Annotated in this window: 12 protein-coding genes; 4 read left to right on the top strand and 8 right to left on the bottom strand. The window is 70.0% G+C overall.

Features of this window, described 5'->3' with window-relative positions; genetic code table 11:
* Positions 1-74: 74 nt before the first annotated feature.
* Complete coding sequence (gene clpB, locus Sdi02f_RS17705; protein WP_030401419.1) at positions 75-2,672, bottom strand: ATP-dependent chaperone ClpB; 2,598 nt, start codon at positions 2,670-2,672, stop codon at positions 75-77.
* A gap of 266 nt (positions 2,673-2,938) precedes the next feature.
* On the bottom strand, positions 2,939-3,274 hold the full coding sequence (locus Sdi02f_RS17710) for a Rieske (2Fe-2S) protein (RefSeq protein ID WP_030401420.1): 336 nt from the start codon (positions 3,272-3,274) through the stop codon (positions 2,939-2,941).
* 277 nt (positions 3,275-3,551) lie between these two features.
* Between Sdi02f_RS17710 and Sdi02f_RS17720 the strand changes: the two genes are divergently transcribed.
* Together Sdi02f_RS17720 and Sdi02f_RS17725 are read left to right on the top strand one after the other, a co-directional pair.
* The gene (locus Sdi02f_RS17720; RefSeq protein WP_108933641.1) at positions 3,552-4,562 is read left to right on the top strand and encodes a helix-turn-helix transcriptional regulator; all 1,011 of its coding nucleotides are present in this window, start codon (positions 3,552-3,554) and stop codon (positions 4,560-4,562) included.
* A 25-nt stretch (positions 4,563-4,587) separates the two neighbouring features.
* The gene (locus Sdi02f_RS17725) at positions 4,588-5,571 is read left to right on the top strand and encodes a helix-turn-helix transcriptional regulator (protein ID WP_108933642.1); all 984 of its coding nucleotides are present in this window, start codon (positions 4,588-4,590) and stop codon (positions 5,569-5,571) included.
* Here Sdi02f_RS17725 and Sdi02f_RS17730 read toward each other — a convergent pair.
* The 6 genes from Sdi02f_RS17730 to dnaK all read right to left on the bottom strand — a co-directional run bounded on the left by Sdi02f_RS17730 (position 5,534) and on the right by dnaK (position 12,284).
* Positions 5,534-6,565: a helix-turn-helix transcriptional regulator gene (locus Sdi02f_RS17730; RefSeq protein WP_030401423.1), complete on the bottom strand. Its 1,032-nt coding sequence runs from the start codon at positions 6,563-6,565 to the stop codon at positions 5,534-5,536. The two genes, Sdi02f_RS17725 and Sdi02f_RS17730, sit on opposite strands and share 38 nt — an antisense overlap.
* Positions 6,566-6,713: 148 nt before the next feature.
* Entirely contained in the window at positions 6,714-7,832 is a 1,119-nt protein-coding gene (locus tag Sdi02f_RS17735) for a sugar ABC transporter substrate-binding protein (RefSeq protein ID WP_030401424.1), read from the bottom strand.
* A 233-nt stretch (positions 7,833-8,065) separates the two neighbouring features.
* On the bottom strand, positions 8,066-8,521 hold the full coding sequence (locus Sdi02f_RS17740) for a heat shock protein transcriptional repressor HspR (RefSeq protein WP_030401425.1): 456 nt from the start codon (positions 8,519-8,521) through the stop codon (positions 8,066-8,068).
* A 5-nt stretch (positions 8,522-8,526) separates the two neighbouring features.
* The gene (gene dnaJ / locus Sdi02f_RS17745; protein WP_030401426.1) at positions 8,527-9,717 is read right to left on the bottom strand and encodes a molecular chaperone DnaJ; all 1,191 of its coding nucleotides are present in this window, start codon (positions 9,715-9,717) and stop codon (positions 8,527-8,529) included.
* 42 nt (positions 9,718-9,759) lie between these two features.
* Positions 9,760-10,434: a nucleotide exchange factor GrpE gene (grpE, locus tag Sdi02f_RS17750; protein ID WP_030401427.1), complete on the bottom strand. Its 675-nt coding sequence runs from the start codon at positions 10,432-10,434 to the stop codon at positions 9,760-9,762.
* Positions 10,431-12,284 (bottom strand): molecular chaperone DnaK, encoded by a 1,854-nt coding sequence (gene dnaK / locus Sdi02f_RS17755; protein ID WP_030401428.1) that lies wholly within the window; start codon positions 12,282-12,284, stop codon positions 10,431-10,433. Before dnaK ends, grpE begins: the two co-directional genes overlap by 4 nt.
* 356 nt (positions 12,285-12,640) lie before the next feature.
* On the opposite strand from dnaK, the gene Sdi02f_RS17765 reads away from it, so the two are divergent.
* Together Sdi02f_RS17765 and Sdi02f_RS17770 are read left to right on the top strand one after the other, a co-directional pair.
* Positions 12,641-14,923 carry a (Fe-S)-binding protein gene (locus tag Sdi02f_RS17765; RefSeq protein ID WP_030401429.1) on the top strand — a complete coding sequence of 761 codons (2,283 nt, stop codon included), beginning with the start codon at positions 12,641-12,643 and terminating at the stop codon, positions 14,921-14,923.
* A 135-nt stretch (positions 14,924-15,058) separates the two neighbouring features.
* Positions 15,059-16,357, top strand: a complete 1,299-nt coding sequence (locus Sdi02f_RS17770) for an FG-GAP repeat domain-containing protein (protein WP_108933643.1) — start codon at positions 15,059-15,061, stop codon at positions 16,355-16,357.
* The last annotated feature ends 1 nt before the right edge of the window (position 16,358 follow it).

The following is a 16,358-nucleotide window of genomic DNA, read 5'->3' on the forward strand; positions in this document are numbered from 1 at the left end:
GATCCGACCGGTCGGGTACCCCCTCGGGGCCCCGGCAACCCGCGGGGGACGGGCCGCCGGGGCGGGCGGGGCGGCTACAGGGTCTTGCCGCTCGCCGGGCCCACGATCAGGTCGTCGCCGAAGCGGTCCACCCGGACCGAGTCGCCGTCCTTGATCTCGCCGGAGAGGATCTCCCGCGCGAGCCGGTCGCCGATCGCGGTCTGGACGAGGCGGCGCAGCGGCCGGGCGCCGTAGGCCGGGTCGTTGCCCTCCTCCGCGAGCCAGGCGAGCGCGTCCTCGGTGACGTCCAGGGTGAGGCGGCGTTCGGCGAGGCGCCGGGCCAGGCCGTTGATCTGCAGGCGTGCGATGCGGCTCAGCTCGTCCTTGCTGAGCGCCGAGAAGACCACCAGGTCGTCGAGCCGGTTGAGGAACTCCGGCTTGAAGGAGGACCGCACCACCTCCAGGACCTGCTCCTTCTTCTCCGCCTCGCCGGCGATCGGGTCGACCAGGTACTGGCTGCCCAGGTTGGAGGTGAGCACGAGGATGGTGTTGCGGAAGTCGACGGTGCGGCCCTGTCCGTCGGTGAGGCGCCCGTCGTCCAGCACCTGGAGCAGGATGTCGAAGACCTCCGGGTGCGCCTTCTCCACCTCGTCGAGCAGCACGACCGTGTACGGGCGGCGCCGCACGGCCTCGGTGAGCTGGCCGCCCTCCTCGTAGCCGACGTACCCGGGCGGCGCGCCGACCAGCCGGGCCACGCTGTGCTTCTCGCTGTACTCGCTCATGTCGATGCGGACCATGGCCCGCTCGTCGTCGAAGAGGAAGTCGGCGAGCGCCTTGGCCAGCTCGGTCTTGCCGACGCCGGTCGGACCGAGGAAGAGGAACGACCCGGTCGGCCGGTCGGGATCGGCGATCCCGGCCCGGGAGCGGCGTACGGCGTCGGAGACGGCCCGTACGGCCTCGGTCTGCCCGATGAGCCGCTTGCCCAGCTCCTCCTCCATCCTCAGCAGCTTCTGCGTCTCGCCCTCCATGAGGCGTCCGGCGGGGATGCCGGTCCAGGAGGCGACGACGTCGGCGATGTCGTCGGCGCCGACCTCCTCCTTGACCATGGTGTCCCGGGCCACCTCCTCCTCGGCCTCGGAGGCGGCCTCCAGGTCGCGCTCCAGGGTGGGGATCTCGCCGTACAGCAGCTTGCTGGCGGTGTCGAAGTCGCCGTCGCGCTGGGCGCGTTCGGCCTGGCCGCGCAGCTCGTCGAGCTTCTCCTTCAGCTCGCCGACCCGGTTGAGGGACTTCTTCTCCTTCTCCCAGCGGGCGGTGAGGCCGCGCAGCTCCTCCTCCTTGTCGGCGAGGTCGCGCCGCAGCCGCTCCAGGCGTTCGAGGGAGGCGGCGTCGGTCTCCTTGCCGATCGCCAGCTCCTCCATCTTCAGCCGGTCGACGGCGCGCTGGAGTTCGTCGATCTCGACGGGCGAGGAGTCGATCTCCATGCGCAGCCGGGAGGCGGCCTCGTCGACGAGGTCGATGGCCTTGTCGGGCAGGAACCGGGAGGTGATGTACCGGTCGGACAGGCTCGCGGCGGCCACGAGCGCGCTGTCCGCGATCTGCACCTTGTGGTGCGCCTCGTACCGGCCCTTGAGCCCGCGCAGGATCGCGATGGAGTCCTCGACGGTGGGCTCGGCGACCAGCACCTGCTGGAAGCGCCGCTCCAGGGCGGGGTCCTTCTCGATCCGCTCCCGGTACTCGTCGAGGGTGGTGGCGCCCACCATGCGCAGCTCACCGCGCGCGAGCATCGGCTTGAGCATGTTCCCGGCGTCCATGGCGGAGTCCCCGCCGGCGCCGGCGCCGACGACGGTGTGCAGTTCGTCGATGAAGGTGACGACCTGCCCGTCGGAGTCCTTGATCTCGGCGAGGACGGTCTTCAGCCGCTCCTCGAACTCGCCCCGGTACTTGGCCCCGGCGACCATGGCCCCCAGGTCCAGCGCCACCAGCCGCTTGTCCTTCAGCGACTCGGGCACGTCCCCCTTGACGATCCGCTGGGCGAGCCCCTCGACGACGGCGGTCTTGCCGACGCCGGGCTCGCCGATGAGCACGGGGTTGTTCTTGGTCCGCCGGCTCAGCACCTGGACGACGCGCCGGATCTCCTGGTCCCGGCCGATGACGGGGTCGAGCTTCCCGTCCCGCGCGGCGGCGGTGAGGTCGGTACCGAACTTCTCCAGGGCCTTGTACTGGCCCTCGGGGTCGGGCGTGGTCACCCGGCGCCCTCCCCTCGCCTTGCGGAAGGCCTCCTGCAGCTTCTTCGCACTGGCTCCCTGCCCCTCCAGTACCTCACCGGCCGCGCCGCCCTTCGCGGCGATGCCGAGGAGCAGGTGCTCGGTGGAGAGGTACTCGTCCCCGAGTTCCTTGGCGCGGGCCTGGGCGTCGGCGACCACGGCGAGCATCTCACGGCTGGGTTGCGGGGGCGCGACGGTGGACCCGGTCACGCTGGGCAGCCCGCCGACGATGCGCTCGGCGCCGGAGCGCACGGCCGCGAGGTCCGCCTCGACGGCGGCGAGCAGGTCGGTGATGTTCTCGTTGTCCTGCCCCTGGAGCAGCGCAAGGAGCAGGTGGGCGGGGGTGAGGTCGGCGTTCCCCTCGGTCACGGCCCGGCTGCTGGCGGCGTTGATGGCGTCCCGGCTCCGGTTGGTCAGCTCGGCGTCCACGTTCTGGCTCTCCTCCTCGCGTAGTGCTGACTCGTCCAGCGTACACAAAGTTGAGCCTGGCCCACTCAAGGCAGGAGCCGGAACGTACCCACGGGCTGACGCCTGCCGGGCCGGGCACGACCTCCGTGCCTTTTCGGCCAGCCGTGGGACCGCCGGGTGTCGTGAGATGTCCGCACATACGACAGCGGCGTCACCGTGTTCAGGTCACGGTGACGCCGCTGCCGGGGGGAAGCACCTGAGCGATTTGTTACGACGGGGGAATCGCGTCAGGCGCTGCGGGGGGTGGCCGAGATGGTCCTCACTTCCGGGACCTCCGACTGCTCGAGCCGGTGGTCCCGCTGGTCCAGGTTCACAAAGATCATTCCGTACCGGATGGCACACCTCACAGGCTGCGGCGCCCCCCGAGGCCGCCGCAGACACCGGTACGCCCGCACGTCGCCGTCCTCGTCCAGCGTGACGACGACCGGCTCACCGAAGACGGTCACCATCAGGGAGTCACCGGCGTGCGGGATCGCGGTGACCAGGTCGATGAAGTGCCAGCCGGAGCGGTAGGCGGTGGCCATTTCCCGGCGGAAGGAGCGGTCGTCCGGTGGTGTCGTCATGGCTATCAGTTCCAGGACGTGTCGTCGGTGCGGTCAGTGCCCGCGACCACCGCCGTCGACCCCGCGCCCGCACGAACGTCACTGGACTTGCCGGCCAGGCCGCTCACGGCCCCAAACACCACAGCGGCGGAAAGAGCAGCGGCAAGTACCGAGCGAAGCATTCTCTTACTCATAGTCGGCTTCGTCCTCACTCGATGGTCTCCTCTTCCCCCGTCGGGTTAGACGATGGCTCATTCAGGCACGTCATGGCCACACAATCGGTGCATCATGTTCCTGCATGTTCAGGACCCTGGGGGGTGGAAAATTGGGGACGAATGAGACACAAACGGCACATCCCCACGCCATAACCGAACTGTGCGTCGAAGGCAGCAGAATTTACGTCACCGCACTGCGCGCCGGACGCATCGCTCGTGCGGATGTCGAGTCGGCCCCCTGCCTGATGGAGTTCGCGCTGCTCCACCCCGATCCCGACGACGCCACTTGGCTGCGCCCCGTCCCTCCGACGGTAGCCCTCGCACAGCGTCTCCACCCGATCGAACGGGAGATCACAGAACGTCGACGCCTGTCCGTGCAGCTGGCTGACGCATTCGAGCCGTTCATGGCCGTGAGCGCGCAGAGCACGGCGTCCGTCCATGCCATCACAGTGCTGGAGGGCAGGGACCGGATCAACGCGGCGCTCAACCTCGCCACCTCGGAGAGCCAGACCGAGGTTCTCACCGTGCAGCCCGGCGGCCGAAGGCTGGAGAGCAACCTTCTGAAGGGTCTCGAACGCGACAGGCCGCTGATAGAGCGAGGGGTGCGGCTGCGGACGCTCTACCAGCACACCGCGCGACACAGCCCGGAAACCCTGGCCTATGTGGAGCAGATCGCCAACGGCAAGGTCGAAGTGCGCACCATCGACGAACTGGTCGAGCGGCTCATCATCTGCGACGAGACCGTCGCCTTCATACCGACGCGCGAGGACCGGCAAGTCGCCCTTGAGCTGCGCCACCCCGGGCTGGTGCGCTACCTGATCAAAGTCTTCGAGTTCATGTGGTCCCGTGCCGTGCCGCTCAAGGTGGGAACACCCTACGAAACAGCCCCCGACGGCATCACCGACATTCAGCACTCCATAGCCAAGCTCTTGGTGGAGGGCCACGTCGACGAGGCCATCGCCCGACGACTGGGCATGAACGTCCGTACGTGCCGGGCACACATCGCCAAACTGGCCCAGGCCCTCGGCAGCGGCAGCCGTGCCCAACTCGGCTTCTTCATAGCCCAGTCCGGGATCCTGGAGAAGGATCACTGATCCCCACAGACGAAGAGAGCCCCACGTGACCCCAGAGGTGCATCACCACGAAACGGAGGAGCTGTGTGATGCGGGACTGGAGATCTACGCCCGCGCGCTGCGCGAAGGCCACCTTCCCGCCGACTATGCGGCAACGGCACCCTGCCTGATCGACAACGGCCTGCTCCATCCGGCCGTCGACGACTTGGCCCGGCTGGAGCCGGTCCCACCGACCGTCGCGCTGCAACGCCTGCTCCGCTCCTCGGAGGACCGCATCGCCGACGAGCGGCGGCGCGGACAACGCCTGGCCGACGTCTTCGAGCCCCTCATGCGCCTGGGCACACGCCATGCGGCCGACGAGGACACCAGGGCCCTCAGGATCCTCAGCAGCAAGGAGCGGACCGGACAGGCCATCGAGGAGGCCATGGCCGAGGGCAGAACGGAACTGCTCGCCATCCAGCCGCACGACCCACGCGTCAGCAGGCGCCCCGACATCCTCGAAGGGGCCATCAAGCGGGACCAGGAGTTCCTCGACCGCGGCGCCCGCATACGGGCGTTGTACCAGCACACGATGCGCCACGCCCCCTACGCACGCGCCCGCTACGAGCACCTGACCGGCGACGTGGAAGCCCGCACCCTCGACGAAGTCACCGAGCGGCTCATCGTCGTCGACCGCACCGTCGCCTTCATCCCCGCCAGCGCCGACCGCTCACTCGCCCTCGAAGTCCGCCACCCCGCCCTCATCGCCTACTTCGTCAACACCTTCGACCGCCTCTGGCACCTCGCCACCCCCATGCACCCCCAAGCCGTCCACCAACCCACCCTCAACGGCATCACCCCCCGCCAACGCGCCATAGCCGCCCTCCTCATCGAAGGCCACACCGACAGCGACATCGCCGACCGCCTCGGCATGAACGTCCGCACCGCCCGCGTCCACATCGCCAAACTCGCCGCCACCCTCGGCAGCGAAAGCCGCGCCCAGCTCGGCTATCTCATCGGGCAGTCGGGGATTCTCGACCGGGAAGGATGACGGGGGCGGTCCGCGGGGAGCCGTCCAGGCCGGCCTGGGCTATGCGGACGCCCAACTGCGTGCGGCTGGCCGCGCCCAGGGTCTCCGAGAGGCGGGCGATGTGCGCGCGGGCCGTGCGGACGCTGATGCCGAGGCGTTCCGCGATCACCGCGTCCTGGTGGCCCTCCGCGAGGAGCGCCGCGATGGACTGCTCGCGCAGGGAGATGCCCTCGATGCCGGTGTCGGGGAGCGGCGCCGTCAGGGGGATCGCCAGGCGCCACAGGCGTTCGAAGACGGTGACCAGGTAGGCGACCAGCGCGGGGTGGCGCAGTTCCAGGGCCATCGTGCGGTCGGTGTTGGCGGGGATGAAGGCCACCGTGCGGTCGAAGAGGATGAGGCGGTCGACGACCTCGTCCAGCGTGCGGGCCTCCACCGCGTCGCCCATCAGCTCCAGGTAGTTGAGCAGGCCCTGGCCGTGCCGGGCCACGTGCGTGTACAGGTCCCGCATCCGCACCCCGCGCCCGCGCAGCGCCAGCGCCCGGTGCAGCCCCTCCGACAGTTCGTGCTCGCGCCGGATGCCGCCGGGCTGGACGGTGAGCACCTCCGTCGTACAGGCCCGCGTCGCCTCGTCCATCGCGGCCTGGATGCGGGACAGGCCGTCGAGGACCCGGATCGCCGTTCCCTCCGGGCCGGCCGGGGGCTGGAGCAGCCTGCCCAGTCCGGCGTACCACTCGAAGGCCTCCACGGCCGAACCCACCCGCCGCTGACTGGCGCTGACCTCCTCCTGGACCCCGCGCAGCAGCCGCGTCATGACCTCCTGCGGGGAGGTCGGCACCAGCCAGTCCATGTCGTCGGGGTCGGGGTGCAGCAGGGCCAGTTCGAGCAGGCAGGGGACCTGATCGGCGTCACGGCGCGGCACCCTCCCGCGCCGCACGGCCCGGGAGTACACGCGGTCACCGGCCGCGCACAGCCGGTCGGCCCCGTGCGGGTGTTCCTGAGCCCCGTGCCCGGCCATCGCCCATTCCACCCCCGGTTCCGGCTCTTCCGCAGCGCAACTATGCGCGGCCGGGACCCGCTCCGCAACACGGCTCCGCCCGGGGCGGCAAGCGAAATGGACCGGTTGGCAACCGAATACCCGGTCCGCGGGAGCGGGACCGCGCGGGCTACTTCAGCCCGGCCTCCGCGCACGCGTCCGCGTACTTGGCGGTGCAGATGTCGGTCACCTTGTAGAACCCGTCCGCGACGACCGTGTCCTCGATGTTGTCCTTGGTGAGGGCGACGACGGGGACGAGCTGGGCGGGGATGCCCTTGTGGGTGGGGCTGTCGACCTTGTCGCGGGCGAGCGCCTCGAACTGGATGTCGCGGCCCTGGACCCGCGCCACGGCCATCTCCGCGGCGTTCTCGGCCTCCTGCGGGTAGGACTTGTACACGCTCATGTACTGCTCGCCGGTGACGATCCGCTGCACCGCCGCGAGTTCGGCGTCCTGGCCGGTGATCGGGGGCAGGTCGGTGACGCCCGCGTCCTCCAGGGCCTTGATGATGCCGCCCGCCATGCCGTCGTTGGCGGAGTAGACGCCCGCGATGTTCTTCTTGCCGATCTTCTCGATCGCCTCGGTCATGTTCGCCTCGGCGTTCTCCGGCTTCCAGTCCTTCGTGTCGAAGGACTGGGCGATCGTCACCTTGCCGTTCAGCTCGGACAGCGCGCCCGCCTTGAACTGCTTGGCGTTCGGGTCGGTGGACGAGCCGTTCATCATCACGATCCTGTCGGAGCTGGACGGGTCGCCGCCCAGCGCCTCGATCAGGGAACGGCCCTGGACCTCGCCGACCAGTTCGTTGTCGAAGGAGATGTAGGCGTCGATCGGGCCCTCGGCCAGCCGGTCGTAGGCGATCACGGGGATGCCGGCGTCCTTGGCCTTCTGCACGCCGTCCGCGATGGCGTGCGCGTCGACCGCGTCCAGCACGATCACGTCGACCTTGTCGTCGACCATCTGCTGCAGCTGCTCGGCCTGCTTGGTGGCGCTGGCCTCGGCGTTGGCGTACTTGACGTTGCCCGCGTCGCGCGTGAGCTCGCCGAACTTCGCCTTGAAGAAGGGGTAGTCGAACAGCTCGTAGCGCGTGTTCTCCTTCTCCGGCAGCAGCAGGCCGGCGGTGATGTCGTTGCCCTTGGCCGGGCTCGCGTCGCCACTGTCCTCCGACGCCCCCAGCACACCGCAGGAGGCCAGCGAGACGGTCAGCAGGGACGCGGCCACGGATATGGCGATACGACGGGGACGGCTACTCACTGCGCTTGCCTTCCGACACACGGGTGTGGTTGGTGAACCGGGTGAACCCGGGTGACCCCGGTGGCCCCGGGGACCCCCGGCAACCCCCGGTGAAGGAAGCCAACGCTCTCTTCACCAAATCGTCAAGAAGTACTAGACCAATGAGACTGCACCGTTGCGAATCAGCCCCGGAGGACGGTGGGTCCTCCGGGGCTGTCGATGCCGTTTTCCCTTGTGCCGCCAGGGCGCTCCGGTCAGTCCGGGGTCTGTCCGTGGCGCTTGGGGCGCCAGACCACCAACGCGCTGGTCTGCTGTACCTCTTGGTAGGGAACCAGGTCACGGCGGTACGACGCGTGCACCGCGGCCTCGCGCTGACGCATCGCCGTGGCCGCGCCGTCGAGCGCGGCGGCCAGCTCGGCCGCCCTGGCCTGGAGCGCGGCGACCTGGTTCTCCAGCTCGATGATGCGCTTGATTCCGGCCAGATTGATGCCCTCGTCCTGCGACAACTGCTGGACCTGACGGAGCAGTTCGATGTCGCGGGCCGAGTAGCGCCGGCCGCGGCCGGGAGTACGGTCCGGGGAGACCAGGCCGAGGCGGTCGTACTGCCGCAGCGTCTGCGGGTGCAGTCCGGAGAGCTGGGCCGCCACCGAGATGACGTAGACCGGGGTGTCCTCGGTCAGTTCGTACGGATTGCGTCGACGACCGTCCATTCCCGTCAAGCTCCCTTCGCGGCCTGGAACAACTCCGCCCGCGGATCCTCACCCGCGGTCGCCTCGCGATACGCCTCCAGCGCGTCACGAGCCTTCCCCGTCAGGTCCTTCGGAACACTCACCTCCACGGTGACCAGGAGGTCGCCGCGAGTGCCGTCCTTGCGGACCGCGCCCTTGCCCCGGGCCCGCATCGTACGGCCGCCCGGCGTGCCCGCCGGAAGCTTCAGCGTGACGGGCGGACCGCCCAGGGTCGGGACCCGGACCTCCCCGCCGAGGGCCGCCTCGGCGTAGGTGACCGGGACGGTGACGGTGAGGTTGTCGCCCCTGCGGCCGAAGACGGGGTGCTCCTTGACGTGCACGACCACGTACAGGTCGCCCGCCGGACCGCCCCGCTCGCCCGGCGTGCCCTTGCCGCGCAGCCGGATGCGCTGCCCGTCCGAGACCCCGGCGGGGATACGGACCTGCATCGTCCGCGAGGACTTGGCACGTCCGGAGCCCTTGCAGACGTCGCAGGGGTCCTCGGCGATCAGGCCGCGGCCCTTGCAGTCCGGGCACGGGTCGGTGAGCGAGAAGCCGCCGCCCGAGCCCCGGGCGACCTGCCCGGTGCCGACGCAGGTGGGGCACACGCGCGGCGTGCCGTGCTTGTCGCCGGTGCCCGAACAGGCCTTGCAGGGGGCCTGCGAGGACATCCTGAGCGGCACGGTCGCGCCCTCGATCGCCTCGGTGAAGCTGAGGGTGACCTCGGACTCGATGTCCTGACCGCGCCGCGGCTGCGTACGCGTGCCGGCGCCCGGTCCACCGCCGGTGCGGTTGAACAGGCCGCCGAAGACGTCCCCGAGGCCGCCGCCGAAGCCGCCGGCGCCCTGGCCCCCGCCCTGGGCACCGCCTCCGAAGAGGTCGCCCAGGTCGAAGTTGAAGGTGCCGCCGCCCGCGCCCGGCCCCGGCCGGAAGCCGCCGTTGCCGAAGAGGCTGCGGGCCTCGTCGTACTCCTTGCGCTTCTTGGGGTCACCGAGGATGTCGTTGGCTTCGGAGATCTCCTTGAAGCGCTCCTCCGCCCTGACGTTCCCCTTGTTGGCGTCCGGGTGGTTCTCGCGGGCGAGCTTCCGGTACGCCTTCTTGATCTCGGCCTCGGTGGCGTCCTTGGGGACGCCGAGAACCTTGTAGTAGTCCTTCTCGATGAAGTCCTTCGTGCTCATCCCCGACGTCCCTCCTCTCGCGCCCTACTGCTCATTTCGAGCTCAGCCCTCGTCCGGGCCACCGCTCTCCTTGTGCGCGCCGTCGTCCTTCGACTCGGCGTCCTGCGCCTCGGCGGCGTCCTCGGCCGGCTTGACCGTCTGGCTGCCCGGCTGCGGCTCGGCGACCGCCACCCGCGCGGGGCGGATGATCCGTTCGCCGATCCGGTACCCGGGCTGCAGGATCGCCACGCAGGTCGTCTCGGTGACGTCCGGTGCGTAGGAGTGCATCAGGGCCTCGTGGATCGTCGGGTCGAAGGGCTCGCCCTCCTTGCCGAACTGCTGGAGACCCATCTTGGCGATGACCGTCTCCAGCGAGTCCGCGACCGACTTGAAGCCGCCGACCAGTTCGCCGTGCTCCTGGGCGCGGCCGATGTCGTCGAGGACGGGAAGCAGCTCGGACAGGAGGTTCGCCACGGCGATCTCCTTGACCGCGACGCGGTCCCGCTCGACCCGGCGGCGGTAGTTCTGGTACTCGGCCTGGAGCCGCTGGAGGTCGGCCGTGCGCTCGTTGAGCGCCGTGCGCGCCTGGTCCAGCTGGGCCACCAGGCCCGCGGTCTCGCTCGCGTCCCCGGCCGCGGCCGCCCCCTCTTCGGAGGCGGCCTGCGGCTCGGCGGCGTCAGGGGTGGCGCCAGAGGGGACGTCGGGCTTCTCGTCGAAGCCCGGGGTCTCCTCGGTCACGCCGCACCGTCCTTGCGCTCGTCGTCCACGATCTCGGCGTCGACGACGTCGTCGTCGGCCTTGTCACCGGCCTGGGCGCCCGCACCGGGGGCCTCGCCGCCGGCGGCCTGCGCGGCCTGGGCGTCGGCGTACATGGCCTGGCCCAGCTTCTGCGAGACGGCGGCGACCTTCTCGGTCGCGGTGCGGATCTCGGCGGTGTCCTCGCCCTTGAGCTTCTCCTTCAGCTCGGCGACGGCGGACTCGACCTCGGTCTTCACCTCGCCGGGGACCTTGTCCTCGTTGTCCTTGAGGAACTTCTCCGTCTGGTAGACGAGCTGCTCGCCCTGGTTGCGGGACTCGGCGGCCTCGCGGCGGGCGTGGTCCTCCTCCGCGTACTTCTCGGCCTCCTGGCGCATCCGGTCGACCTCGTCCTTCGGCAGCGAGGAGCCGCCGGTGACGGTCATCTTCTGCTCCTTGCCCGTGCCCAGGTCCTTCGCGGTCACGTGCATGATGCCGTTGGCGTCGATGTCGAAGGAGACCTCGATCTGCGGGACGCCGCGGGGCGCCGGCGGCAGACCGGTCAGCTCGAACATCCCGAGCTTCTTGTTGTACGCCGCGATCTCGCGCTCGCCCTGGTAGACCTGGATCTGCACGGAGGGCTGGTTGTCCTCGGCGGTGGTGAAGATCTCCGAGCGCTTGGTCGGGATCGTCGTGTTCCGCTCGATCAGCTTGGTCATGATGCCGCCCTTGGTCTCGATGCCGAGGGACAGCGGGGTGACGTCGAGCAGCAGGACGTCCTTGACCTCGCCCTTGAGGACACCGGCCTGCAGGGCGGCGCCGATGGAGACGACCTCGTCCGGGTTGACGCCCTTGTTGGCCTCCTTGCCGCCGGTCATCTCCTTGACCAGGTCGGCGACGGCGGGCATACGGGTGGAGCCACCGACGAGAACGACGTGGTCGATCTCGGAGAGCTGGATGCCGGCGTCCTTGATGACGTTGTGGAACGGCGTCTTGCAGCGCTCCAGCAGGTCGGAGGTGAGCTGCTGGAACTGGGCGCGGGTGAGCTTCTCGTCCAGGTGCAGCGGGCCCTCGGCGGAGGCCGTGATGTAGGGGAGGTTGATCGTGGTCTCGGTGGACGAGGACAGCTCGATCTTGGCCTTCTCGGCCGCCTCGCGCAGACGCTGGAGGGCCATCTTGTCCTTGGCCAGGTCCACGCCGTGGCCGGACTGGAACTGCTTGACCAGGTAGTCGACGACCCGCTGGTCCCAGTCGTCACCACCGAGGTTGTTGTCGCCGTTGGTGGCCTTCACCTCGACGACGCCGTCGCCGATCTCCAGCAGCGAGACGTCGAACGTACCGCCACCGAGGTCGAAGACCAGGATGACCTGCTCGTCCTTGTCCAGGCCGTACGCCAGCGCGGCGGCCGTCGGCTCGTTGACGATGCGCAGGACGTTGAGGCCCGCGATCTCACCGGCCTCCTTGGTGGCCTGGCGCTCGGCGTCGTTGAAGTACGCCGGGACGGTGATGACCGCGTCGGTCACCTTCTCGCCCAGGTAGGACTCGGCGTCCCGCTTCAGCTTCTGCAGCACGAAGGCGCTGATCTGCTGCGGGTTGAAGTCCTTGCCGTCCAGGTTGACCTTCCAGTCGGTGCCCATGTGGCGCTTGACCGAGCGGATGGTCCTGTCGACGTTCGTGACCGCCTGGCGCTTGGCGACCTCGCCGACGAGCACCTCACCGTTCTTGGCGAAGGCGACGACGGACGGCGTGGTCCTGGCGCCCTCGGCGTTGGTGATGACGGTGGGCTCGCCGCCCTCCAGAACGCTGACGACGGAGTTAGTCGTGCCCAGGTCGATGCCGACCGCACGTGCCATGGTGAATAACCTCCAGCGACTTGAGTGGAACAGGCTCAAGTGTGCATGACGCCCGGCACCGGGTCAACAGAGGTGAGCCGGGCAGACTCAACTCTTATCCGCTCCTTACGCGCAACGGCGCGCTGAGCTGCACATTCCCGTCGCCACCGGCTCGACGAACCGGAAAAATCGCCCACGGAACGAACGCGTCGCCCGGGACTCCCGGCCCCGGCGGGTCAGGGTGGCCTCAGCGACGCAGATCACCGCACGTCCGACTACAGTGCGGCAAAGGATGGGGGTAGTCTCGAACGGACTCAATAAGTTACCGCTTAGTAATACCGCCCCCTCGTAACCTCGCAGGCCCGAGGAGCCCCCAAATGCAACTCGCCGCGATCATCGTGTCGCTGGTCCTGATCGTGGTCGGCGTCGCACTGTTCGGCCGCGCCGTCCTGCAGATCGTCACCTACATGCGGCTGGGCCAGCCGGTGCCGGCCGGAACGCGGACCAACGACCCCGTGGACCGCACCGTCACCGTGGTCAGGGAGTTCCTCGGCCACACCCGGATGAACCGCTGGGGCATCGTCGGTGTGGCGCACTGGTTCGTCGCGGTGGGCTTCTTCTCCCTGCTGCTGACCATCGTCAACGCCGTCGGCCAGCTCTTCCAGGCCGACTGGATCCTGCCGGTCATCGGCGACTGGGCGCCGTACAACGTCTTCGTCGAGTTCATCGGCACCATGACCGTGCTCGGCATCCTGGCCCTGATCGTGATCCGGCAGCTCAGCCACCCGCGCAAGCCGGGCCGCAAGTCCCGCTTCGCAGGCTCCAACTTCGGCCAGGCGTACTTCGTCGAGGCCGTCATCCTCGTCGTGGGCGTCTGCATCTTCATGCTGCACGCGCTGGAGGGCGTCCTCCACCACGTGGACGGCTACGAGGCGTCGTTCTTCATCTCGTACCCGGTCGTCGCCGCGCTGCGGGACCTGGACACCGGCACGCTGCAGAACCTCGTCTACTTCTTCGCCGGCCTGAAGATCGCCACCTCCTTCATCTGGATGATCACGGTCGCCCTGAAGACCGACATGGGCGTCGCCTGGCACCGCTTCCTGGCCTTCCCCAACATCTGGTTCAAGCGCGACGCGAAGGGCGGCACCGCCCTCGGCGCGCTCCTGCCGATGACCTCGGGCGGCAAGCCGATCGACTTCACCGACCCCGGCGACGACGACGTCTTCGGCGTCTCCCAGGTCGAGCAGTTCTCGTGGAAGGGCCTGCTGGACTTCTCCACCTGCACCGAGTGCGGCCGCTGCCAGTCGCAGTGCCCCGCCTGGAACACCGGCAAGCCGCTCTCCCCCAAGCTCCTGATCATGTCCCTGCGCGACCACGCGCACGCCAAGGCCCCCTACCTGCTGGCCGGCGGCGGCAAGACCATGGAGGGCGAGGAGAAGGCGTCCGAGGAGCAGCTGAAGGACGTCCCGGCCGCCGCCCTCGCGGAGGCCGAGCGCCCGCTGATCGGCACCCTCGAAGAGAACGGCGTCATCGACCCCGACGTCCTTTGGTCCTGCACCACCTGCGGCGCCTGCGTCGAGCAGTGCCCCGTCGACATCGAGCACGTCGACCACATCGTCGACATGCGCCGCTACCAGGTCATGATCGAGTCGGCGTTCCCGTCCGAGGCGGGCACGATGCTCAAGAACCTGGAGAAGAAGGGCAACCCCTGGGGCCTGGCCAAGAAGCAGCGCCTGGAGTGGCTCAAGGAGCTGGACTTCGAGGTCCCGGTCGTCGGCAAGGACATCGAGGACCTCACCGAGGTCGAGTACCTGTACTGGGTCGGCTGCGCCGGCGCTCTGGAGGACCGCGCCAAGAAGACCACCAAGGCCTTCGCCGAGCTGCTCCACATCGCGGGCGTGAAGTTCGCGATCATGGGCGGCGACGAGAAGTGCACCGGTGACTCCGCCCGCCGCCTGGGCAACGAGCCCCTGTTCCAGGAGCTCGGCATGGAGAACGTCATGTCCCTCAACGCCGCCTTCGGCGAGGAGATGGACGACGACGGCAAGGTCACCGAGGAGTCCCGCAGGCCCAGGTCGGCGAAGAAGATCGTCGCCACCTGCCCGCACTGCCTCAACACCCTCGGCAACGAGTACCCGCAGCTCGGCGGCGACTACGAGGTCGTCCACCACACCCAGCTCCTCCAGCACCTGGTGGACGAGGGCAAGCTGACCCCGGTCACCCCGGTCGAGGGCATCATCACGTACCACGACCCCTGCTACCTGGGCCGCCACAACAAGATCTACACGCCGCCGCGCGAGATCATCGCCGCCGTCCCGGGCGTCCGCAACGAGGAGATGCACCGCCACAAGGAGCGCGGCTTCTGCTGCGGCGCGGGCGGCGCGCGGATGTGGATGGAGGAGCGGATCGGCAAGCGCATCAACAACGAGCGCGTGGACGAGGCCCTGTCGGTCAACCCCGACATCGTCTCGACGGCCTGCCCGTTCTGCCTCGTCATGCTCACCGACTCGGTCAACGGCAAGAAGAACGACGGCAAGGCCAAGGAGTCCATCCAGGTCGTCGACGTCGCCCAGCTCCTGCTGGACTCCGTCAAGACCCCGGCCGACCCGACCGGCGAACCGCAGCCGGAGACCGAGCCGGCCCCGGAGCCGGTGAAGTAACCGGCCCCTCCCGCCCGACGGCACCCCCGGATTCCCCGCGAACCCGGGGGTGCCCTCACGTGTCGAACCCGTGCATCATGACCCGGTCGGTGTCACCGGTGCCGGTGATACGGGTCGATACGGACGAGGTGAACGGTGCCCCCGCGAAGAAGCACCACCCTGGCCGGCACGGCCGCCGCCGGCTGCCTGCTGCTGCTCACGGCCTGCGGCCACGGTCCGGCCCACGCGGCCAAGGACGCCGCCCCCACCCCCGTAGGCGCCGCCGAGGCCCCCGCCCCGCTCCCCGTCCCGCGCGGCGGAGGCAGCGAGGTCCCCGACGACTTCAACGGCGACGGCCACCGCGACCTGGTCCTCGACACCCTGGTCACGGCGGAGAGCCACGCCGACGACGCGGGCATCGGCATCGTCTACGGCTCGTCCCGCGGGCTGGTGCCCGGAGCCCGGCAGCTGCTCACCCCGGAGAAGTACGCGGCGCCGGTGGGCGGCCGGCCGCCGGCCGTCTTCGAGGCGGAGGCGAGCTGCGACCTCGACGGCGACGGCTTCACCGACCTGGTCGTCACCACCGACCCGCCCTACGACGGCCGGGGCCGTCCCCCCGTCCCCCTCCAGCTCCTCTTCGGCTCCCCGTCGGGACCGGCCGGCCGCGCGGTCCCGCTCGTCGTCCCCGACCGGGCCCGCTACGGCAACGACTGGCCGGAGCGTCCCGTGTGCGGCGACTTCGACGGCGACGGCGCCGCGGACCTGGTCCTCCACGCCTCCACCGGCCGCCTCAGCCACCTGCGCGGCCCCTTCACCCGCAAGGGCGCCCCGCGCGAGGCCGGCCCGCCCGTCCCCTCCGCCGGCGAGGCACCGACCGGGCCCGCCGCCGACGTGAACCACGACGGGTACGACGACCTCGTCGTCCGCGCCTCCGCGGGCCCCGGCGGGGCCACCCTCGTCCTGGGCGGCCCCGACGGCCCCACCCGCACCGGGGCCACCCTCCCCGCCGGCGACGACGTCGCCCTGGGGGCCTTCGGCCGGGGCAAGGCGCTGGACGCCGCCGTGGGATCCCCGGGCGGCATCGCGATGCGCTACGACCTGCCCACCGCCGCCCGCGGCACCCTCGGCACCCCGGGCTCGATGCTCGACGCCGCCGACTTCGACGGGGACGGCCTGAGCGAACTGGTCTCCAGCGGCTCCGGCGTGCGGGTCCACCCGGGCCGCGCGGCCGGTCCCACCGCCCGGGGCGCGGTCGCGGTACGGCCGGCGACGACGGGCACCACGCGGGTGCTGGCGGCCGGCGACTTCGACGGCGACGGCCTCGCCGACCTGGTGCTGCGCACCCACCGGGGCGACACGCAGGACACCGTCGAGGTCCACCGGGGCTCGGCGGAGGACCTGGTGACGGCACGGGCCGCGGTCACGTTCTCCACGTCGCAGTTCCTGGCCCCGTAGG

Source organism: Streptomyces ardesiacus (assembly GCF_003112575.1).
Taxonomy (GTDB): domain Bacteria; phylum Actinomycetota; class Actinomycetes; order Streptomycetales; family Streptomycetaceae; genus Streptomyces; species Streptomyces ardesiacus.